Source organism: Pseudomonas aphyarum (assembly GCF_028657055.1).
GTDB lineage: Bacteria > Pseudomonadota > Gammaproteobacteria > Pseudomonadales > Pseudomonadaceae > Aquipseudomonas > Aquipseudomonas aphyarum.
Map to the genome: position 1 here is coordinate 31,400 of NZ_JAMDGS010000012.1, position 20,525 is coordinate 51,924.

Below are 20,525 nucleotides of genomic sequence, written 5' to 3' on the forward strand. Positions count from 1 at the left end.
AGGGAAGATCAGCAATGCGCAAGCCCCAGCTCGTTTTCGTCATCGTGCTCGCCGGAGGGCTCGCCGCCTGTGGTGAATCCTCCAGCCTGCAAGTCTCCGACGGCACCGGCCCATCACCCCGATTGCCCGAACCGAACAAGACCCTGATCCCGACGGTGAACATCGCCCCGGCCATCGGCTGGCCGGCCGGCGCGAAACCGACGGCAGCGGCAGGTACGCAGGTGGCGGCGTTTGCCGAGAATCTCGATCACCCGCGCTGGCTGTACGTGCTGCCCAATGGCGACGTGCTGGTGGCGGAAACCAACGCTCCGCCAAAACCCGATGACGGCAAGGGCATTCGCGGCTGGGTGATGAAGAAAGTCATGGGCCGCGCGGGCGCCGGCGTTCCCAGCCCGAACCGCATCACCCTACTGCGCGATGCCGATCACGATGGCGTGGCCGAAACCCGCACGGTGTTCCTGCAGAACCTCAACTCGCCGTTCGGCATGACTCTGGTCGGCAACGATCTGTACGTGGCCGATACCGATCGCCTGCTGCGTTTTAACTACGAACCCGGCGCGACCGAAATCAAGAGCCAGCCAATCAAGGTCGTCGACCTGCCGGGCGGCACGCTCAACCATCACTGGACCAAGAACGTCATCGCCAGCAAGGACGGCAGCAAGCTGTACGTCACCGTCGGCTCGAACAGCAACGTCGGCGAAAACGGCCTCGATCAGGAAGAAGGCCGTGCGGCGATCTGGGAAGTGGATCGCGCCACCGGCAACCACCGGATCTTCGCCTCGGGCATCCGCAACCCCAACGGCCTGGCCTGGGAGCCGCAAAGCGGTGCGCTGTGGACTGCCGTCAACGAGCGCGACGAAATCGGCAGCGACCTGGTGCCGGACTACATCACTTCGGTCAAGGACGGTGGCTTCTATGGCTGGCCGTTCAGCTACTACGGCCAGCACATCGACGTGCGCGTGGAACCACAGCGGCCGGACATGGTGGCCAAGGCCATCGCTCCCGACTACGCCGTTGGCCCGCACACTGCGTCACTGGGCCTGACCTTCGCTGAAGGCAATCGCCTGCCGGCGCAGTTCAAGGAAGGCGCATTCATCGGCCAGCACGGCTCGTGGAACCGCAAGCCGCACAGTGGCTACAAGGTGATCTTTGTGCCGTTTGCTGCTGGCAAACCGAGCGGCACGCCAGTGGACGTGCTGACCGGATTCCTCGACAAGGACGAGAACGCTTTGGGTCGCCCGGTCGGCGTGGTGATCGACCAGCAAGGTGGATTGCTGGTAGCCGATGACGTGGGGAACAAGGTGTGGCGGGTGTCAGCGAGCCGCTAGTGTGTTGCAGGCATAAAAAAACCCGTGGGAGCCATTCAGCTCCCACGGGTTTTTATGTATCTGGATTACGGGTTATGCGCCAGATGCTCTGGCTGCAGAACGCGCTTGGCGCTCAGATAAGCCTTCTGCCAATACGCTTTCGAGAGGCTGTCCAGCTTCACCGTGCCACCGGTGGCCGGCGCATGAACGAAGCGCCCTTCCCCGACGTAGATCCCCGCATGGCTGACCTGAGAGCCGCCATTGGTGGCGAAGAAGATCAGGTCGCCGGTTTGCAGCCCTTCCTTGCCGACATTCGGCGCCTGCATGACGATCATCTCGCGGGTCGAACGCGGCAGGCTGATGCCCGCGGCGTCGCGGTAGACGAAACCGATCAGACCGCTGCAATCGAAGCCCGAATCCGGCGTATTGCCGCCCCAGCGATAAGGCGTGCCCACCAGCCCGAGCGCGCGGAACAGCACGTCTTCAGCAGCGGGTGAAAAGGCCTGGGAGGATCCGAACACGATCGGAGCACGAACCACCGGCGCAGGCGGCGGAGTGCGGCTGGCGCAGCCGCTGAGCAGCGCTGCGAAGAACATCAAGGCAAAGCGGGCCGACATCGTCATATGCAGAACATCCTGATCTGGCTGAGGCTTTGACTGCCGATTCGACAGAAAACAAAACCGCCTGCGTTGGGACGCAGGCGGTTTGCCATCAATATAGATCAGGATTCTAGCGGCTACGCGGCAAACTTCAAGTAAGACTTTAACTTCACCTTGTAAAGTTTAGGTCTATTGCTTCGGAAGGGCCGCTTTGTCGCCACGAGCGTGGCGACAATCGAGTGATTACTTGCGAGCGGTAACCACGGTTGGAGCGTTCGCCAAAGCACGTTTGGCTTCGATGAAGGTCTTGCTCCAGTAGCTGTCGCCCAGGCTGTCGATGCGAACACCGCCGCTGCGACGAGAGCTGGAATGGATGAACTGGTTGTCGCCCAGGTAGATCCCGGCGTGGCTTACACGACCGCGACGACCATTGGTGGCGAAGAACAGCAGGTCGCCCGGCTCAAGGTTGCTGCGCGAAACCAGCGGCGCATCAACGTTGATCATTTCGCGGGTGGAGCGCGGCAGGTTCATGCCGGCTTCTTCGCGGAACAGGTAGCCGATGAAACCGCTGCAATCGAAACCGGCTTCAGAGGTACCGCCGAAACGGTAACGGGTACCGATCAGGGACATGCCGCGTTCGAGGATGCTGTCGGCCAGAACCGGAAGCTGGTAAGGCTTCTTGCCATTGAAGTCGGCGAGTTCTTTTTCGGTGTCCAGCTCTTCCTGGTAAATAACGGAAGACTGGGCGGTGGCAGAATTTTTAGCCTGTTGTTGCTGCTCTTGATTAACAGGTGAATGAGCAGCGCAACCGAACAACAGGGTGACGAGTGCGAGAGGCACGAGGGGTGCGAAGCGCTTTAGCATGGGCACGACCGTGGCTGATAGTTGTAAAGAAGCCGAGACTATGCCCGCTATCAGCCTCATTTGCAAATTCAATCGATCTTTTTGTGACTTCTCGGTTTCTCGTTAACATCTAAGCGCTTAAGCCTATTTGAATCGAGACGCAGCCTGTGCAACCCACAGGAAAGCGGGTTTTCTGGCGCCTGAAATATACCGAAACCGGCTGAAAGCCCCGGTTTTACCAGCCCAGGGTTTCTTTCAGGAAGGGAATGGTCAGCTTTCGCTGAGCCTGCAAAGAGGCCTGATCGAGTTGCTCCAGCAGATCGAAAAGCGCGCTCATGCTGCGGGTACCGCGAGTCAAAATAAAATGCCCGACCTCGTCGGTCAGGTGCAGGCCACGACGGGATGCGCGCAATTGCAGGGCACGCAATTTGTCTTCATCGGAGAGAGGACGCATCTGGAAGATCAGCGCCAGGGTCAGGCGCGATTTAAGGTCGGCGAGTTTGATCGGCAGTTCACGCGGCGAAGTGGACGCCGCAATCAGCAGACGCCGGCCGCTGTCACGCAGACGGTTGAACAGATGAAACATCGCCTCTTCCCAGTCCGCCTTGCCGGCAATCACCTGCAAGTCATCCAGGCAGACCAGTTCGTACTGTTCGAGGTTGTCGAGGATTTCGATGCCGCGATCCATCAACTCGGCCAGCGGCAAGTACACCGCCGGTTCCCCCATCTGTTCGAAGCGCAGGCATGCGGCCTGCAACAGATGCGTACGCCCTACCCCGTGCTTGCCCCACAGATAGATCAGGCTTTCGGTCCAGCCGGCGTCGGCTTCGCATAGACGCTCGACATAGCCGAGTGCAGCGGCATTGGCGCCTGGGTAGTAGTTGATGAAGGTGGCGTCGTCACGCAGACGCACACCTAGGGGCAGCTGAATCGGTTTCATGCTGACTGAACAGTTCCCAAGGAACCGTTAGTGGCCTCTGTGTAAAGTGAGCGAAGTTTATACCCGTGAAGCGGAGCGCACAATGCGACAGACCCCAAGCAAAATCAAAGGTTTGCGTTAACGTGCTGGTTTTATGACAGTTTCTTTGGCGCCATGGCCTGCATGAGACGGGCCAACCCGGCGATCCACCGGGCAGCCCGCACGTCACGATTACAACTCCGGCTCATCCACCCCGCTATAGATGTCGGAATCCTTGTACAGATCGTGGACATGCCGCACCAGCACCATGATCACCGCCGCCACCGGCAATGCCAGCAGCACCCCGGTGAAGCCGAACAGCTCGCCACCGGCCAGAATCGCGAAGATCACCGCCACCGGGTGCAGACCGATCCGGTCCCCCACCAGCAACGGCGTCAGCACCATGCCTTCCAGTGCCTGGCCGACCATGAACACCGCGACGATCCCGATCATCGGATACAGATCGCCACCAAACTGGAACAACCCGGCAATCAGCGCCGCGCCGATGCCGATCACGAACCCCATGTACGGCACGATCGCCGCCAGCCCCGCAATCAGACCGATCAACAGGCCCAGCTCCAGCCCGACAATCATCAGACCGGCCGCATAGATCACGCCCAGCGCCAACATCACCAGCAACTGCCCGCGCACGAACGCGCCCAGCACTTCATGACACTCACCCGCCAGCGCCACCACACGCTCTTCGCGATCACGCGGCAACAGGCCACGGATCTTGGCCATCATCACGTCCCAGTCGCGCAGCAGGTAAAAGCTCACCACCGGGATCAGCACCAGATTCGCCAGCCAGCCGATCAGCGCCAGGCTTGAGGCCGTCGCCTGACTCAGCACCACACCGACAATGTCGGTGGTCTGGCCCATGTGTTCGCTGATCGCGGCTTTGACCTTGTCGAACTTCCAGAAGCCGTCCGACAGTCCCAGCTTCGATTGCGCCCATGGCACGGCGGTGTGCTGCAACCAGTCGAGCATTTGCGGCGCCAGTTCATAGAGCCGCAGCAATTGCTTGGCGAGCATCGGCACCAGCACCAGCAACAGCGCGGTGACGATCAGAGTGAACAAGGCGAACACCGTGATCACACCCCAGGTGCGGGACAGCCCCAGGCGCTCCAGTCGATCAACAAGCGGATCGAACAGATACGCGAGCAGCAGCGCCACCAGAAACGGCGTGAGGATCGGATGCAGCAACCAGACAAACGCGCAAAGCAGGAGCACCCCACCGAGCCAGAACCAACGCCGCGTATCGGCCATGTAACACTCCATTGCTTATATATAAGAAAGAAAACCTACCAGCGGAACCGCAACGACGGAGCCACCGGTGTCGGCGTCGGCGCAACGACTGGCGGCGCCCCGACGACCGCAGGCTGAGGCGCAGCCACCGGAGCCGGCGCCTCGGCCGGCAGTTCCTGCAGCTTCGCCAGCGACAACTGCGCTCGCAACTGATCGGCACTGCCATTGACCCTATACAGGATGCGATCGGCATCGACACTCTGCAGACGCACGCCAAACGGTTCGAGTAACCGCAGCAGCGCCGCGTAGTGCTCCAGATTCATGCCCTGCACTTCCAGGGTCTGCTGGCCGGACGCACCCGGTTTGGCCACAAAGCGTGGTGCCAGACGTTCAGTCACCGCCAGCATCACCGCATCGGCCACGGCGGCCTGATCCGCGCCCTGCACGTTGCCCGCCTCTTTTTTATCGCCCAGCCACAATTGCCATTTGGCCTGCCATTGCCCGCTTTCTTCGCGAGCATGCACGGCGAGCAAGGCGTCAGCGTTGTAGCGCTCGGAAGCGTTGCGCAACGGCGCCGGGTCGGCCCCTTCAAGCGCCGGCGCCGTTGCGACCAATTGCTCGCTCAAGTCCGCCAACGGCAGGCGCAACGGCAATCCACGGTGCTGGGCCGCGCGGCGCAACGGTGCGGCACTGGCCTGACCGTCACCCACCAGACTTGAGCCCTCGGTCGAATCATTCAGCCACCAGCTCAGGATCGAAGGCCGGTTGCCCCCCCACAGCGCCAGCCCGGCGCGGCGCAACGCCTGCTCGGTGGTGCCCGGATCGAAATCGACTTTCAGCACTTCCGGCGGTCCGGCATCGAAACCGAACTGACTGATGATCTGCTGCGGATCCTTGCGAACCGGCGCCAGCCCCGGGTTCTGCGGGGCTTTCGGGTCACCGGTCAGGCGCAGCACCAGCGTATCCAGCGCGGCCTGGGTCGCGCGATCGCGCTCCTCTGGCGACTGGCCAGTGACCGGTTCGCGCACCTGATAAAGACCTTTGAGATTTTCGGCCTGGCTCGCCAGGCTGATCAGAGACAAGCCACCCACTAACAGCCATTTACAAAAACGCATGGAGAATTCCCGTCGACAAGAGCGGCTGGAACAGGCCGCGTGCACCGTTCTGGCAAGCCTGTGACCACAGGCCGTCGCAAAACATTCACACGCGGTCGGTAAGTTTTTGCACAGTCCTAACGATAGACGGTTCCTTATACAGGCACCCGTGATGTCGCCCACAGCGTCAATTGCAAAAATTTTCGGCCGATATGCCCCTGCCCGTCGGCGTGAGGATGGCCGCTGCCCCTCAAGCCTGATAAAATCGCGCGCCTTCGCAGACCGGCAACAGCCGGGCACCCCGAACTTCGCGTGAGGCAATCGCCCCTGTCGGATTCGGCGTTCCCGCTGAACTCGGTCGTTACCCCTGAATCCCCTCCCCTAAAGGCCTGGATCATGAGCAAGCAACCCTCCCTGAGCTACAAGGACGCCGGTGTAGACATCGACGCCGGTGAAGCATTGGTCGAACGCATCAAGAGCGTCGCCAAGCGCACTGCGCGCCCGGAAGTCATGGGCGGCCTGGGCGGTTTCGGCGCCCTCTGCGAGATCCCGGCCGGTTACAAACAGCCGGTGCTGGTTTCCGGTACTGACGGCGTCGGCACCAAGCTGCGCCTGGCGCTGAACCTGAACAAGCACGACAGCATCGGCCAGGACCTGGTCGCCATGTGCGTCAACGATCTGGTGGTGTGTGGCGCAGAGCCGCTGTTCTTCCTCGACTACTACGCCACCGGCAAGCTGAACGTCGACGTTGCTGCCACCGTGGTTACCGGTATCGGTGCAGGCTGCGAACTGGCTGGCTGCTCGCTGGTCGGCGGCGAAACCGCTGAAATGCCTGGCATGTACGAAGGCGAAGACTACGACCTGGCCGGCTTCTGCGTCGGCGTCGTGGAAAAAGCCGACATCATCGACGGCTCGAAAGTCGCCACCGGTGATGCCCTGATCGCCCTGCCGTCGTCCGGCCCGCACTCCAACGGCTACTCGCTGATCCGCAAGATCATCGAAGTGTCCGGTGCCGACATCGAAACCGTTCAGCTCGACGGCAAGCCGCTGACCGAACTGCTGATGGCCCCGACCCGCATCTACGTGAAGCCGCTGCTCAAGCTGATCAAGGACACCGGCGCCGTCAAGGCCATGGCCCACATCACCGGTGGCGGCCTGCTCGACAACATCCCGCGCGTTCTGCCAAAAGGCGCTCAGGCCGTGGTTGACGTGGCCAGCTGGAACCGCCCGGCCGTCTTCGACTGGCTGCAAGAGAAAGGCAACGTCGACGAAACCGAAATGCACCGCGTGCTGAACTGCGGCGTGGGCATGGTGATCTGCGTGGCTCAGGAGCACGTTGAAGTTGCCCTGAACACCCTGCGTGACGCCGGCGAGCAGCCTTGGGTCATCGGTCAGATCGCTGTCGCTGCCGAAGGCGCGGCTCAGGTCGAACTGAAGAACCTCAAGGCTCACTGATGTCCCAGACCTGTGATGTCGTGGTGCTGTTGTCCGGCACCGGCAGTAACTTGCAGGCCCTGATCGACAGCACGCGGACCGGCGACAGCCCGGTCCGCATCGCTGCGGTGATTTCCAACCGCGCCGACGCCTACGGCCTGCAACGCGCCAGTGACGCGGGTATCGCCACCCGCTCGCTGGATCACAAGGGATTCGAGGGCCGCGAGGCCTTCGATACCGCGCTGATCGAACTGATCGACGAATTCAACCCCAAACTCGTGGTACTGGCCGGCTTCATGCGCATTCTCAGCGCTGACTTCGTCCGTCACTACCAGGGTCGCCTGCTCAACATCCACCCGTCGCTGCTACCCAAATACAAAGGGTTACACACGCATCAGCGCGCGCTGGAAGCCGGCGACGCCGAACACGGCTGCTCCGTGCACTTCGTCACCGAGGAACTCGATGGCGGACCACTGGTCGTACAGGCAGTAATACCGGTAGAGTTGCACGATTCGCCGCAAAGTCTGGCGCAACGGGTTCACGTTCAGGAACACCTGATCTACCCGCTGGCCGTACGCTGGTTCGCCGAAGGACGGCTGAGCCTCGGCGAGCAAGGTGCTTTACTGGATGGCCAGTTACTCGGGGCCAGCGGTCACTTGATTCGAAACTAGGAGATTTTATGCGTCGCGCCCTGCTCTTCGCTTGCGCTCTGCTTGCCCTGCCTTTTGCCCAGGCAGCAGACCTTCAACCGTTCTCCGCCAGCTACACCGCCGACTGGAAGCAGCTGCCCATGAGCGGCACTGCCGAACGCAGCCTGACCAAACAGGCCAACGGCGTCTGGAAGCTCAGCTTCAAGGCTTCGATGATGATTGCCAGCCTGTCCGAGGAAAGCACCCTGACCCTGGACAAGGACACCCTGCTGCCACAGTCCTACCACTTCGAACGCGGTGGTCTGGGCAAGGCGAAAAAGGCTGATCTGGACTTCGACTGGGCCAACAAGCTGGTGACCGGCACCGACCGCGGCGACGCGGTAAAAATCCCGCTCAACCGCGGCATGGTCGACAAATCCACCTATCAACTGGCGCTGCAGCATGACGTGGCCGCCGGCAAGAAAAGCATGAGCTATCAGGTGGTCGATGATGGCGAAGTCGATACCTACGACTTCCGCGTGCTGGGTTCGGAGAAAGTCGAAACCAAGGCTGGCCAGATCGATGCGATCAAGGTCGAGCGCGTTCGCGATCCGACACAAAGCAAGCGCATCACCGTCCTGTGGTTCGCCAAGGATTGGGATTACCTGCTGGTTCGTCTGCAACAGGTCGAAACCGACGGCAAGGAGTACAACATCATGCTCCTCGACGGCACGGTCAACGGCAAGACAGTCAAAGGCAGCTGATCCGACGCAACATCAAAAAGCCCCGCAAATGCGGGGCTTTTTTTCGCCTCTCGAACGCTGATCAGACCGAAAATTTGGCGACCATGCTGTTCAAGTCTACCGCCAGCCGCGACAACTCCTGGCTCGCGGCGCTGGTCTGATTGGCCCCGGCAGACGTCTGCATCGCCAGATCACGGATATTCATCAGATTGCGGTCAACCTCCCGCGCCACGGCCGCCTGCTCTTCCGACGCACTGGCGATCACCAGATTGCGCTCGTTGATCAAGGTGAATGCCGAAGCAATTTCCTCCAGTGCCACGCCAGCGGCCTTCGCCAGTTCCAGGGTCGAGCGCGCCCGGACGTTGCTCTGCTGCATCGAGCTGACCGCCGAATCGGTGCCCTGCTGGATGCCGCCGATCATCTGCTCGATTTCCTGCGTCGACTGCTGAGTGCGATGGGCCAGCGCCCGCACTTCGTCCGCCACCACCGCAAAACCCCGCCCGGCATCCCCCGCCCGCGCGGCCTCGATCGCCGCGTTCAGCGCAAGCAGATTGGTCTGTTCGGCAATCGAACGGATCACATCCAGCACCTTGCTGATGCTGTAGACCTTCTGCGCCAGATCCTCTACCTGCGTGGCATTCGCCGTGACATCGTCCGCCAGCAACTCGATGGACGACACGGTCTGCTGCACCTGCTCGCGACCATGCTGGGCAATGCGATCAGACTCACGGGAAGCTTCGGAAGTCGCGACGGCATTGCTCGCCACCTCTTCCACGGCGGCGGTCATCTGATTGACCGCCGTGGCCGCCTGTTCGATTTCCAGGCTCTGCTGGTGCAGCCCTCGCGTCGCGTCTTCGGTGACGCAGCTCAACTCCTCTGACGCCGAGGCCAGTTGACTGGAGGACTCCGAGATTCGGCGGATGGTGTCGCGCAGGTTGTGCTGCATGCTCTTGAGCGCGTGCAGCAGCCGCGCCGGTTCGTCCTTGCCGGAAATGCTGATGTCCCCGGTCAGATCGCCACCGGCCACGACTTCCGCGACATTGAGCGATTGCGACAGCGGCAACACGATACTGCGGGTCAGCAACAACGCCAGCGCGATGGTGATCAGCGCGGTGACGCCGATCATCACACCGACCCAGACCCGGGAATTGGTGAACACCAGCCGTGCGGCCTCAGTGGCGAGGTTGGCGTTGTGCTTGTTCAGCTCGACCAGTTCACGCAGGCTAACCGCAATCTCATCCGCCAGCGGGCTCATCTGCCCGTTGAGAATGGCGGCCGCTTCCTCCACTCGTCCCTGAGCAGATAACGTCATCACCTGCGCCTGAAGCTCCAGGTACTTGTGTTCGGCGACCTTGAAGCGATCGAACAACGCGCGCTCTTCGGGCAATACGATCAGGATGTCGTAACGTTGCTGGGCTTCGCTCAGCACACCGCGCAATTCATTGAGCTTGGCCACATTCTGCTCGAGCGCCTGCGGATCGCGATTGAGTAACAGGCGCATGGTCAGCGCGCGCAAGCGCAACATGTCCTGGCTCATCTCGCCCACTGCCATGACGCTGGGCAGCCAGTTATTGTCGACCTCGTCGGACTGCGCGCGCATGTTCGACATCTGCAGCAGGGCAAACGCCCCAAGGGCGAACACCATCAGCGCCAGCACGCCAAAACCCAGCCCGGCCCGGGGCGCAATATTGAGACTACGGATACTCATTGCTCTGGTTCCTTCCAAAAGCGCTGCATCAACCCTGCAGCTGGTTGCTCTAGAAGGTATCGGCCCTTTGGAAAAATGCGTAAGACCAAAACGTGATATCAAAAGGCCTCGATACTCCGAACCATTGGCATTAACGATTCAGCGCGGGTTTGCCGGACTTGAGCGCTGTTCGCGGCAAGATCGCCAGGAAGTTGTCCCGTGCGACTTTTTTCGCCACCGCCTCCGGCAAGGCATCAAGAAATGGCTTGAAGCCGTGGATTTCCTTACCGAGTTTGTTGAATCGCCCGACCACGTCCGAACCGATCATGAAGCGATCCGGATAGCGCTCCACCAGTTGCACCCACTCCGCTCGCGGCTGGCCATTTTCGTCCAGCAGATAAGGCGTCAGCAGGCTCCACGACAGATCAATGAACAGGTTCGGGTACGCCTCCAGCATTCGCGTCAGGGTCGGCAGCAGAAAATCCAGCTGCGTCTGATGACGATGGATTTCGGCACTGGTGCCGGCATGCGCCCAGATAAACCGGGTGTGCGGATGATTACGCAGCGGCTCTTCGATTTCCTTCAGGTACAGCGGATTTTTCTCACGCTTGGAAGTGATGTTGGAATGCAGCATCACCGGCAGATCGTTTTCGGCGGCCAGGTGATAGACGCGGGTCATCGCTTCGTTGTTGGCGCGCGGCGTGTCGCCGGAGGTGAGCGCCGTGAGGTCGTCGTGACGGGTGAAGACCTCGCCGATGCCCTGCCACAAGCCGGGGTACAGATCGAGCATGCGCTGGATGTGCGCGGCGGAGTTCTTGTCGTTGGGGTTGAAGCCTGAAAGAAACGGGTGAAAGTACTGGCGTTGCTCGGGTGTCAGCTTCTGCACCGCGTCGGCGACGATCACGTCAGTCGCGCTGTACCAATAGGCATCGGCGTCATCGCCGGCGTAGTAACGCGGACGCTTCGGCTCGTCTTCGTGCCATTTCTTCGCCACGGGAATGCCGGAAATCATCACGTGTTCGATGGAATTCTCCTTCATGGCCGTCAGCAATTTCGGCATGCCGGCGGTTTCCTGGAAAAAATCCACGTAATGCAGGTGCGCGTCACTGTAGGTGTAATCCCGGGCACTGGCGACGCCGGTAAAAACCATCAGGCAGGCAAGACTCAAACGAAACACGGACACAAGCATTCTCCGGCAGACAGGCATAGCCTAGACCCTCGCCGGGCAACGAGGGTTCACCCGGCAAGAAAGTGGAACGCGCCTGTGTGGGAATGCTCTATACCTGCAAGGTCTTTTTTGATCGAATCCCTTTTCCTACAGCTTGCGAGGTTCACATGACCGTTACCGTCAATACCGTGTCCGCCGAAGGTTTTCGCCACACCGTACAGATCGATGAGCATGAGCTGTTTGCCGATGTCCCGACGACTGCCGGCGGCGAAGGCTCGGCTCCGGAGCCGCACGATTACTTCGACGCCGCCCTCGGCGCCTGCAAGGCTCTGACTTTGAAGCTGTACGCGAAGAAAAAGGACATCCCGCTGACCGGTGTCGGCGTTGAGGTCAAACGCGACAACAGCCAGGAACAGAAAGGCAAATACGCCCTGCACGTGACCCTCACCCTCAAGGGCGTGCTCACCGATGCCCAGCGCGAAGAACTGCTGCGCGTCGCCGACCGCTGCCCGATCCACAAGCTGATGACCACCAGCGAAGTCACCATCGAAACCCACGCACCAGTCGGCTTCGACAGCCAGTAATCACCCCGACGACACCGGCGGGTTATGCTCCACGCATCACCCGCCAAGCCTGGAATGGAACATGGACACCCAACCCCTGATCATCCGCCCTCGCGCCGAAGACGTCGAAGGTCAGCCGATTCTGCGTCCGCTGCCGTCAGCCAAATGCCGCAGTGTCGGGCCTTTCGTGTTTTTCGACCACATGCTCGAAACGGTTTATCCGGCGGGCAAAGGCATGAATATCCGACAGCACCCGCACATCGGTCTGTCGACCCTCACGTATTTGTTCGACGGGCAGATCCAGCACAAGGACAGCCTGGGTTCGGATCAGGTGGTCAGCGCCGGCGATGTCAGCTGGATGACCGCCGGCACGGCGATCGCTCACGTCGAGCGCACGCCCGAACCGCTGTGGGAACAAAGCTTCAAGATGCACGGCCTGCAAATCTGGCTCGCCTCGCCCAAGGATCATGAACAAGGCCCGGGGCATTACAGCCATCATCCGGCCTCGACCTTGCCGGTCAGCGATAATCTCGGCGTGCAGATCCGCATGATCGCCGGGTCAGGCTTTTGCCTGGAATCACCGGTGCCAGTGCTTTCTCCTACGCTGTATGCCGAATTGAAGATGCAAACCGCGACCACGCTGCTGATCCCGACCGAACATGCAGAGCGGGCGCTGTACGTGTTGAGTGGTGATGTGCAATTGAATGGCGAAGCGGTCGAACCCCATGCGCTGGTAGTGTTGCCGGCCGGGGAAGAGATGAGCCTGTTTGCCGAGAGCGATAGCCACGCGGTGCTGCTCGGTGGTGCGCCACTGGACGGGCCACGGCGGATCAACTGGAATTTTGTCGCGAGCGATCCGTCGGCGATCGATGAGGCGCGGCGCAAGTGGGCGGCCGGGGACTGGCCGACGGTGCCGGGGGAAGTCGAGCGGATCGAGCTACCACGCTAGACCGCGCCATGCCGGCTTGCCCTCACCCCAGCCCTCTCCCGGGGGGAGAGGGGGCCGACCGTGGTGTCTTGCGTCATACATCGACCTGAAAGACCGAGTCGATTATGGATTCGGTGATTCACTTTCAGGTCGATGCAACTCTCGAGAAACTCACGGTCAGTCCCCTCTCCCTCTGGGAGAGGGTTAGGGTGAGGGGTTTTTCGCTTCTCGCTTTTGGCTTTTCGCTTTTCAGCCCTTGAACACTTCTTCCAGCAAATCATGCATCGACTTGAACGCCCGCGCTGCGGTCTTCGCGTCGTACATCATCTTGCCCGGCACATTGGCGTGCGGATCGGTGAACGAGTGCACCGCGCCGCCGTAGCTCAGCAACTGCCAGTCCACACCGGCGGCGTTCATCTCGTCCTCGAATGCCGGCAACTGCTCTTTCGGCACCAGCGGGTCGGAAGCACCGTGCAGTACCAGCACTGAGCCCCTGATGTTCTTCGCGTCCGCCGGGTTCGGTGAATCCAGCGTGCCGTGGAACGACACCGCCGCTTTCACCGCCGCACCGGTGCGGGCCAGATCCAGTGCACAGCAGCCACCGAAGCAGAAACCGAACACCGCCAGTTTCGAGGTATCGACCGCCGCCTCGCCCTGCTTCTGCAATTGTTCGAACGCGGCCTGCATACGCTTGCGTAGCTGCGCACGATCATTCTTCAGCGGCATCATTGCCGCACCGGCCTGATCGGCATTCTGCGGACGCACGGCCTGGCCGTACACGTCAGCGATCAGCACCACATAACCCTTGGCCGCCACCGATTTGGCGATTTCTTCAGCGCCAGCGCTGACACCCATCCAGTTCGGCGCCATCAACAGACCCGGACGCGCGCCTTTGTGCTCGGCGTCGAACGCCAGGCGACCTTCATAAGGCTGGCCGTCAATCTGATAGACCACGGAACGTACAGTGACTTGGCTCATTTCTGACTCCTGATTGGTTGAACACCAGAATGAAAAAACCCGCCGAAGCGGGTTTTTCTACAGTTTGATCAAGCGGACAGCTCGACCAGCAGCTTGTTAAGGCGGCTCACATAAGCAGCCGGGTCTTTCAAGCTGTCGCCAGCCGCCAGTGCGGCCTGATCGAAGAGGATGTGCGACAGGTCGCCAAAACGCTCTTCGCTGGTTTCGTTGTCGAGCTTCGCGATCAGCGGGTGGCTCGGGTTGAATTCGAAGATCGGCTTCGAATCCGGCACCTTCTGCCCGCTGGCCTCGAGGATCTGACGCATTTGCAGACCCAGATCCTGCTCGCCGATGGCCAGAATGGCCGGCGAATCGGTCAGGCGATGGGAAACGCGGACTTCGGCAACGGACTCGCCCAGCGCGGTTTTGAGACGCTCAACCAGACCTTCCTTCGACTTGGCGACTTCTTCTGCGGCCTTCTTGTCCTCTTCCGAGTCCAGGTTGCCCAGATCCAGGTCACCGCGCGCGACGTCGACAAAGCTCTTGCCGTCGAACTCGCTGAGGTAGCTCATCAGCCACTCGTCGATACGGTCGGTCAACAGCAGCACTTCGATGCCTTTCTTGCGGAAGACTTCCAGGTGCGGGCTGTTCTTGACCTGCGCGTAGGTTTCGCCGGTGAGGTAGTAGATCTTGTCCTGACCTTCCTTGGCGCGCGCCAGGTAGTCGGCCAGACCGACGATCTGCTCGCCGTCGTCGCCATTGGTCGATGCAAAACGCAGCAGACCGGCAATTTTTTCCTTGTTGGCGAAATCTTCTGCCGGGCCTTCTTTCATGACCTGACCGAAGTTTTTCCAGAAGCCCTTGTATTGCTCAGGCTCGTTCTTCGCCAGTTTTTCCAGCATGTCCAGCACACGCTTGGTCAGCGCCGACTTCATCGAGTCGATGATCGGGTCTTTCTGCAGGATTTCCCGCGACACGTTCAGCGACAGGTCGTTGGAGTCGACCACGCCCTTGATGAAGCGCAGATACAGCGGCAGGAACGACTCGGCCTGATCCATCACGAACACGCGCTGCACGTACAATTTCAGGCCTTTCGGCGCTTCACGCTGGTACAGATCGAACGGTGCGCGGGCCGGCACGTACAGCAGCGAGCTGTACTCGAGCTTGCCTTCGACCTTGTTGTGGCTCCACGACAGCGGATTTTCGAAGTCGTGGGCGATGTGTTTGTAGAACTCCTGGTATTCCTCGTCCTTCACCTCGGTGCGAGGACGGGTCCACAGGGCGCTGGCGCGGTTGACGGTTTCCCATTCTTGCGCAGGCGTCTCTTCGCCTTCGGCAGCGGCCACTTCTTTCGGCAGCTCGATCGGCAGCGCGATGTGGTCGGAGTACTTCTTGATGATGTTGCGCAGACGCCAGCCATCGGCGAACTCGTCTTCACCGGATTTCAGGTGCAGGACGATGCGGGTGCCGCGCTCTGGCTTGTCGATGGTGGCGACTTCGAATTCGCCCTCGCCTTTCGACGACCAGTGCACGCCTTCGCTGGCAGCGGTGCCGGCGCGACGGCTGTACACGTCAACTTTGTCAGCGACGATGAAGGCCGAGTAGAAACCCACACCGAACTGACCGATCAGGTGCGAATCCTTCTTCTGATCGCCGGACAGGTTTTTCATGAAATCGGCGGTGCCGGATTTGGCGATGGTCCCCAGGTGGGTGATCACATCGTCGCGGTTCATGCCGATGCCGTTGTCTTCGAGGGTGACGGTCTTGGCGTCCTTGTCGAAGCTCACACGGATTTTCAGTTCAGCGCCACCTTCGAGCAACTCAGGCTTGGCCAGGGCTTCGAAGCGCAATTTGTCGACGGCGTCGGAGGCGTTCGAGATCAATTCGCGAAGGAAGATTTCCTTGTTGGAATACAGCGAATGGATCATGAGGTGCAGCAGTTGCTTCACCTCGGTCTGGAAGCCCAGGGTTTCCTTTTGAGTTTCCACACTCATGGTCATCAAACTCCAATCAGATGGCATTGGCCGCGACCCAAATGGTCTGCGGCGGGTTGTTCACTGAGTTGGGGGCGGTGTTCAGGATTTCAAGGGCTCGTCGATTTTGAAGTGGGCGCGCGCCGTGGCAATCGGCTCGCTCTCGGTGCTTTGCCAGGCCGTGACCGCGACGTTGGCCACCCGCCGGCCCTGACGACAGACCTGGCACCTGGCCCAGGTATCGCGAAACTGCCCGGCCCGCAGGTAATCGAGGGAAAAGTCGATGATCTTCGGCACGCCGGGCGCACCGGTAAAAATCAACAGATGCAGGGCGGCGGACAACTCCATGAATCCGGCAATCACCCCGCCGTGGATCGCCGGCAATAAAGGGTTACCAATGTTGTCCTTGTTGGCCGGCAGCTTGAACAGCAAGTCATCACCGACGCGCGAACACTCGACGCCGATGAGTCCGGCGTAGGGGATCAGTTTCAGCAGCGGCGCGTAGTCACCCTTCTCGTGCGCCTCTTGCAGTTGCTGCTTGAAATCATCGCTCATGGGTTTTCTCCCTTGATCGCGCCACCAAAGCCTTTGGTGCCTTTAAGGCCCTTGCCCATGCGCATGAAGGTGCCGACGACATGGGCAATCGGTTGCTCGGGATCATCCTGATAGGCGAAGCCGCGAGCGAAGATCACATCGGTAGTGACTCGATAGCATTGGGCGAAGCCATACACGTCTTTATGCGGTTCGGCGGCGTGCATGTAGTCGATGCGCAGATCGAGGGTCGGGCAGACTTCGAATTCCGGCAGGACGCACAGGGTCGACATGCCGCACGCGGTGTCCATCAATGACGTGATTGCCCCGCCGTGGATGACGCCGGTCAGCGGGTTGCCAACGATTTGCTCACTGTACGGCAGCACCACCGTCAGGCCTTCACTACTTGCGTTGTGCACCTTCAATCCCAGCACCTGGCAGTGGCGCAAGGCCGAGAGAAACCGTGTCGCACGCTCAAAAACGGGGTTTTCGGCCATTTGATAATTACTCTTGTTATTCGCTATTCCCGGTAGTGGAAAGAACAGCAAAAGTTCCATTGCAAAACAAACTTATATATCTGAAAGAAATGAGGAACTTAAGCCTTGGGCCTGAGCTCTTAAGGCCAGTAGTTATTTTCCATAAGGAGAAACACCCCATGCGTAAGACTTTAGCTATTGCCTTGATGTTGACCGCTTCCCTCGGTCTCGCTGCCTGCGATAAAAAATCCGAGGACAAAGCTCAAGATGCCAACCAACATGCTGAACAAGCTCAGCAAGACATGAACAAAGCTCAGGATAAAGTGAACGACGCAGCGAAAGAAAACGCCGAAGCTGCCAAAGCTCAGGCCGAATCGAACGCTGCAGCGCAAGAAGAAGCCGCCAAGAAGCAATAAGCCGCTTCTGGCTGGCAAAAAAGAAAACCCGCCAAGTGCGGGTTTTCTTTTGCCGGTCATTTTTTGCCAATGCGGTCTTAGAGCAAGACAGTTCTAAAAGTCGGACTAATCATCAGCAACAAAGAACACACTAAGCCAACCAGCCAGACCAGACTGCGCAGCGTGGGAATATCCGCCAGGTAAAACCACAGATAAAAGATCCGTGAGATCACGAAGATGATCGCCAAGGTATCGATCAGCCATCCCGCCGTCTGCGTGGTATGCGCCATCAGCACGCCAACGGCAAACAGGATGAACGCTTCGATGCTGTTCTGATGTGCCGCCAGCGCCCGGGCTCCGTAACCGGTGAGTTGCGCCTGTTGCTGACGCGGCAGGTGGTTGTTGTAACCGCCCTGCTCTTTCATGGCCTTGCCGACCGGCATACGCGCCACGTAGATCAACAATGCACTGATAAACACACACCAGAACGGAATACTCATCAAGCGGCCTCTTTGTTCGCTTCGGGCAATGGCGCCTCTGTAGGGGTATAGACCATTACATCGAGCACGTCGGAATGAAACTCCCGGCGATACAACACCAGCACCACGCCGGCGCTCATCAACATGAACAGCCACGGGCTGACGAACCACGCCAGCATGCTCATCCCGAAGTAATAGGAACGCAGACCGAAGTTGAACTGGTTGGCCGCCATCGAAATCACTCGAGCCGCCCGCGAGGCGAACGCCTTGCGCTCTTGCTCCGAGACTTGCCGCTCACCGATCATCGGGGCCGAGCCGACCAGAATGGCGGCGAAGTTGTATTGGCGCATGCACCAGCTGAAGGTGAAGAAGGCATAGACGAACACCAGCGCCAGGCACAGCAACTTGATCTCCGACATGCCCTGCGAGGCTTGCTGCACCATCGGAATGTCCGCCAACAGCGACACCGCGCGCTCGGACGCGCCAAGCACGGTCAGAATGCCCGCCAGGATAATCAGCGTGCTGGAGGCGAAGAACGAGGCGTTGCGCTCAAGGTTGCCGATCACGCTGGCGTCGGCAATACGGTTGTCACGCAGCAGCATGCGGCGCATCCAGTCTTCACGGTACAGATGCAGCACGCTGGCCAGGCACGCGGTGTCACGGGCCTTCCAGGTGGCATAACGGGTGTAACCGCCCCAGCAGATGACAAACCAGAGCGCGGCCAGCAGGTGGATCAGGTTGGCTTGGATGAACGACATGCAATTCCCTGTGATGAAGATTTCGGCTCCCCTTCGACGTTAGTCGAGGGAAAAAGACACTGCCTGAAGCCCATAAAAAATGCCCCGTATCGATTGATACGGGGCATTTCTGTTTAATCGCTCGGGAGCCGCTTGTGGCGGCCCGGCAATCTTAGGCGAGTGCTTCGGCGCGCTTGCCCAGCAGGCGGTCGCAAACCACAGCAACCACCAGGGTCATCACGCACGGCACCAGCCACGCCAGACCTTGCTCGCTCAGCGGCAGGTGGGCCAGTTGCGATGGCAACCAGTCAGCCAGACCGGCGCCTTTCAACGCATCGATGGTGCCGAACACGAACGACACCAGCATCACCGGGCCCATGATGCGGCTCTGCTCATGCCAGAACGCGGCACAGAAGCTCAGGGCCACCAGCACGATGCACGGCGGGTAGATCGCGGTCAGCACCGGGATCGAGAACGCGATCAGCTTGGTCAGGCCCAGGTTGGACACCAGCAGCGAGAACGCCGCCAGGATGATCACCAGGGTCTTGTACGACAGCGGCAGTACGCGGCTGAAATATTCAGCACAGGCGCAGGTCAGGCCAACCGCAGTCACCAGGCAAGCCAGGGAAATCAACACAGCGAGGAAGCCACTGCCCAGCGAACCGAAGGTGTGTTGCACGTAGGCGTGCAGCACCGCGGCGCCGTTGGTCGCGCCCGCCGCCACTTCATGGCTGCCGGAACCCAGACGGAACAGGCTGACATACACCAGCGCCAGACCGACACCGGCAATCAGCCCGGCGATGATCGCGTAGCGGGTGATCAGCGCCGGCGACTCGACGCCACGGGAGCGGATCGCGTTGACGATGACGATGCCGAACACCAGCGCGCCCAGGGTATCCATGGTCAGGTAACCATTGATGAAACCTTGGGAAAACGGTGCTGCGACATATTCCGGAGTAGCCACGCCGATATCACCGGCCGGCAGCGCGAACGCGGCGATGCCAAGCACGGCCAGGGCGATGATCTTCAGCGGTGCGAGGAAGCGACCGACGGTATCCAGCAGACGCCCAGGGTAGAGCGAAATGAAGAACACCAGCAGGAAGTACACCGAACTGTAGAGGAACAGTGCCAGCGGACTCTCGCCGGTCAGTGGCGCCAGACCTACTTCAAAGGAAACGGTCGCGGTACGCGGGGTGGCGAACAGCGGGCCGACTGCCAGGTAGCAAGCCGCTGCCAGCACGCCGCCCGCGATCTTGCCGATCGGGCTGCTCAGGGCGTCCATCGCGCCACCGACCTTGGCCAGTGCAACCACGGTGACCACCGGCAGGCCGACCGCCGTGATCAGGAAGCCCAGCGCCGCCATCCAGACGTTGGGTCCGGACTGCAAACCGACGATAGGCGGGAAGATGATGTTGCCGGCCCCGACGAACAGGGCGAATGTCATAAAGCCAAGTGCCAGGATGTCCTGACCTTTCAAAACTTTCATTAAGGAAATACCACACTACTGAATCGGAATTTAGAGGGGGATTTCCCTGTGGGGTTAGGGAAATGCTGTCAATCCGTATAAGACTGACCCGTTTAGAGCGTTGCATGCCTTGTGGGCGGCAGACGCAAAAATGGCTGCTAGCCTAACGAATTTGCCTGACAAACGCACTGTTAGAGGGCGAACTATCCGATACGCGACGTTTCCGTGTCGCGTTTTTGCATGTTATTGGGTGAGTGCTTATAAATTGCCATCGTCCACCCGAACCCCAGAAACGACAAAGGCCACCCGAAGGT

The 20,525-nt window shown here is 60.2% G+C and carries 21 protein-coding genes; 7 read left to right on the top strand and 14 right to left on the bottom strand.

From position 1 onward, the window contains the following. Positions 1-14: 14 nt before the first annotated feature. The gene (locus M5G18_RS17435) at positions 15-1,328 is read left to right on the top strand and encodes a PQQ-dependent sugar dehydrogenase (RefSeq protein WP_273926157.1); all 1,314 of its coding nucleotides are present in this window, start codon (positions 15-17) and stop codon (positions 1,326-1,328) included. Positions 1,329-1,393: 65 nt separating this feature from the next. On the opposite strand, the gene M5G18_RS17440 is transcribed toward M5G18_RS17435, so the two are convergent. The 5 genes from M5G18_RS17440 to M5G18_RS17460 all read right to left on the bottom strand — a co-directional run bounded on the left by M5G18_RS17440 (position 1,394) and on the right by M5G18_RS17460 (position 6,067). Continuing rightward, complete coding sequence (locus tag M5G18_RS17440; RefSeq protein WP_007950398.1) at positions 1,394-1,930, bottom strand: C40 family peptidase; 537 nt, start codon at positions 1,928-1,930, stop codon at positions 1,394-1,396. Between the two features lie 219 nt (positions 1,931-2,149). Then, on the bottom strand, positions 2,150-2,770 hold the full coding sequence (locus M5G18_RS17445) for a C40 family peptidase (RefSeq protein ID WP_007950397.1): 621 nt from the start codon (positions 2,768-2,770) through the stop codon (positions 2,150-2,152). Between the two features lie 214 nt (positions 2,771-2,984). After that, complete coding sequence (hda, locus tag M5G18_RS17450; protein WP_007950396.1) at positions 2,985-3,689, bottom strand: DnaA regulatory inactivator Hda; 705 nt, start codon at positions 3,687-3,689, stop codon at positions 2,985-2,987. Between the two features lie 210 nt (positions 3,690-3,899). Then, positions 3,900-4,973: an AI-2E family transporter gene (locus M5G18_RS17455; protein WP_007950395.1), complete on the bottom strand. Its 1,074-nt coding sequence runs from the start codon at positions 4,971-4,973 to the stop codon at positions 3,900-3,902. Between the two features lie 35 nt (positions 4,974-5,008). Beyond that, positions 5,009-6,067 (bottom strand): DUF2066 domain-containing protein, encoded by a 1,059-nt coding sequence (locus M5G18_RS17460; protein WP_273926158.1) that lies wholly within the window; start codon positions 6,065-6,067, stop codon positions 5,009-5,011. Between the two features lie 375 nt (positions 6,068-6,442). Between M5G18_RS17460 and purM the strand changes: the two genes are divergently transcribed. From purM to M5G18_RS17475, 3 genes are read left to right on the top strand one after another with little or no spacing between them, the layout of a single operon-like run. Beyond that, positions 6,443-7,501 (top strand): phosphoribosylformylglycinamidine cyclo-ligase, encoded by a 1,059-nt coding sequence (gene purM, locus M5G18_RS17465; RefSeq protein ID WP_273926159.1) that lies wholly within the window; start codon positions 6,443-6,445, stop codon positions 7,499-7,501. Continuing rightward, positions 7,501-8,151 (top strand): phosphoribosylglycinamide formyltransferase, encoded by a 651-nt coding sequence (purN, locus tag M5G18_RS17470; RefSeq protein ID WP_273900407.1) that lies wholly within the window; start codon positions 7,501-7,503, stop codon positions 8,149-8,151. The genes purM and purN overlap by 1 nt, the downstream gene beginning before the upstream one ends. Before the next feature lie 8 nt (positions 8,152-8,159). Beyond that, on the top strand, positions 8,160-8,873 hold the full coding sequence (locus M5G18_RS17475) for a DUF3108 domain-containing protein (RefSeq protein ID WP_007950391.1): 714 nt from the start codon (positions 8,160-8,162) through the stop codon (positions 8,871-8,873). Positions 8,874-8,934: 61 nt separating this feature from the next. On the opposite strand, the gene M5G18_RS17480 is transcribed toward M5G18_RS17475, so the two are convergent. Together M5G18_RS17480 and M5G18_RS17485 are read right to left on the bottom strand one after the other, a co-directional pair. Further along, positions 8,935-10,560, bottom strand: coding sequence for a methyl-accepting chemotaxis protein (locus M5G18_RS17480; RefSeq protein ID WP_273926160.1), 1,626 nt, complete (start codon positions 10,558-10,560; stop codon positions 8,935-8,937). A 130-nt stretch (positions 10,561-10,690) separates the two neighbouring features. Then, positions 10,691-11,746: an amidohydrolase family protein gene (locus tag M5G18_RS17485; protein WP_420793324.1), complete on the bottom strand. Its 1,056-nt coding sequence runs from the start codon at positions 11,744-11,746 to the stop codon at positions 10,691-10,693. A gap of 128 nt (positions 11,747-11,874) precedes the next feature. Here M5G18_RS17485 and M5G18_RS17490 point away from each other — a divergent pair, with 128 nt between their 5' ends. Both M5G18_RS17490 and M5G18_RS17495 read left to right on the top strand, forming a co-directional pair. After that, complete coding sequence (locus M5G18_RS17490) at positions 11,875-12,291, top strand: OsmC family protein (RefSeq protein ID WP_007959010.1); 417 nt, start codon at positions 11,875-11,877, stop codon at positions 12,289-12,291. Positions 12,292-12,352: 61 nt separating this feature from the next. Beyond that, positions 12,353-13,219 carry a pirin family protein gene (locus tag M5G18_RS17495; RefSeq protein WP_273900410.1) on the top strand — a complete coding sequence of 289 codons (867 nt, stop codon included), beginning with the start codon at positions 12,353-12,355 and terminating at the stop codon, positions 13,217-13,219. Between the two features lie 228 nt (positions 13,220-13,447). Here the strand turns inward: M5G18_RS17495 and M5G18_RS17500 are convergent, their stop codons facing one another. From M5G18_RS17500 to M5G18_RS17515, 4 genes are all read right to left on the bottom strand, one after another. Continuing rightward, positions 13,448-14,176, bottom strand: a complete 729-nt coding sequence (locus tag M5G18_RS17500) for a dienelactone hydrolase family protein (RefSeq protein ID WP_273926161.1) — start codon at positions 14,174-14,176, stop codon at positions 13,448-13,450. A 68-nt stretch (positions 14,177-14,244) separates the two neighbouring features. Continuing rightward, entirely contained in the window at positions 14,245-16,149 is a 1,905-nt protein-coding gene (gene htpG / locus M5G18_RS17505) for a molecular chaperone HtpG (RefSeq protein WP_273926162.1), read from the bottom strand. 81 nt (positions 16,150-16,230) lie between these two features. Further along, entirely contained in the window at positions 16,231-16,683 is a 453-nt protein-coding gene (locus M5G18_RS17510) for a PaaI family thioesterase (RefSeq protein ID WP_007959014.1), read from the bottom strand. Next, complete coding sequence (locus M5G18_RS17515) at positions 16,680-17,156, bottom strand: PaaI family thioesterase (protein ID WP_273900345.1); 477 nt, start codon at positions 17,154-17,156, stop codon at positions 16,680-16,682. Before M5G18_RS17515 ends, M5G18_RS17510 begins: the two co-directional genes overlap by 4 nt. Positions 17,157-17,314: 158 nt before the next feature. Between M5G18_RS17515 and M5G18_RS17520 the strand changes: the two genes are divergently transcribed. Further along, positions 17,315-17,551 (top strand): hypothetical protein, encoded by a 237-nt coding sequence (locus tag M5G18_RS17520; RefSeq protein WP_007959016.1) that lies wholly within the window; start codon positions 17,315-17,317, stop codon positions 17,549-17,551. Between the two features lie 77 nt (positions 17,552-17,628). Here the strand turns inward: M5G18_RS17520 and M5G18_RS17525 are convergent, their stop codons facing one another. From M5G18_RS17525 to brnQ, 3 genes are all read right to left on the bottom strand, one after another. Beyond that, entirely contained in the window at positions 17,629-18,030 is a 402-nt protein-coding gene (locus M5G18_RS17525; RefSeq protein WP_127797328.1) for an MAPEG family protein, read from the bottom strand. Further along, positions 18,030-18,767 (bottom strand): DUF599 domain-containing protein, encoded by a 738-nt coding sequence (locus tag M5G18_RS17530; protein ID WP_085608854.1) that lies wholly within the window; start codon positions 18,765-18,767, stop codon positions 18,030-18,032. Before M5G18_RS17530 ends, M5G18_RS17525 begins: the two co-directional genes overlap by 1 nt. A 151-nt stretch (positions 18,768-18,918) precedes the next feature. Next, positions 18,919-20,232, bottom strand: coding sequence for a branched-chain amino acid transport system II carrier protein (brnQ, locus tag M5G18_RS17535; protein ID WP_273900346.1), 1,314 nt, complete (start codon positions 20,230-20,232; stop codon positions 18,919-18,921). Positions 20,233-20,525 lie beyond the last annotated feature (293 nt).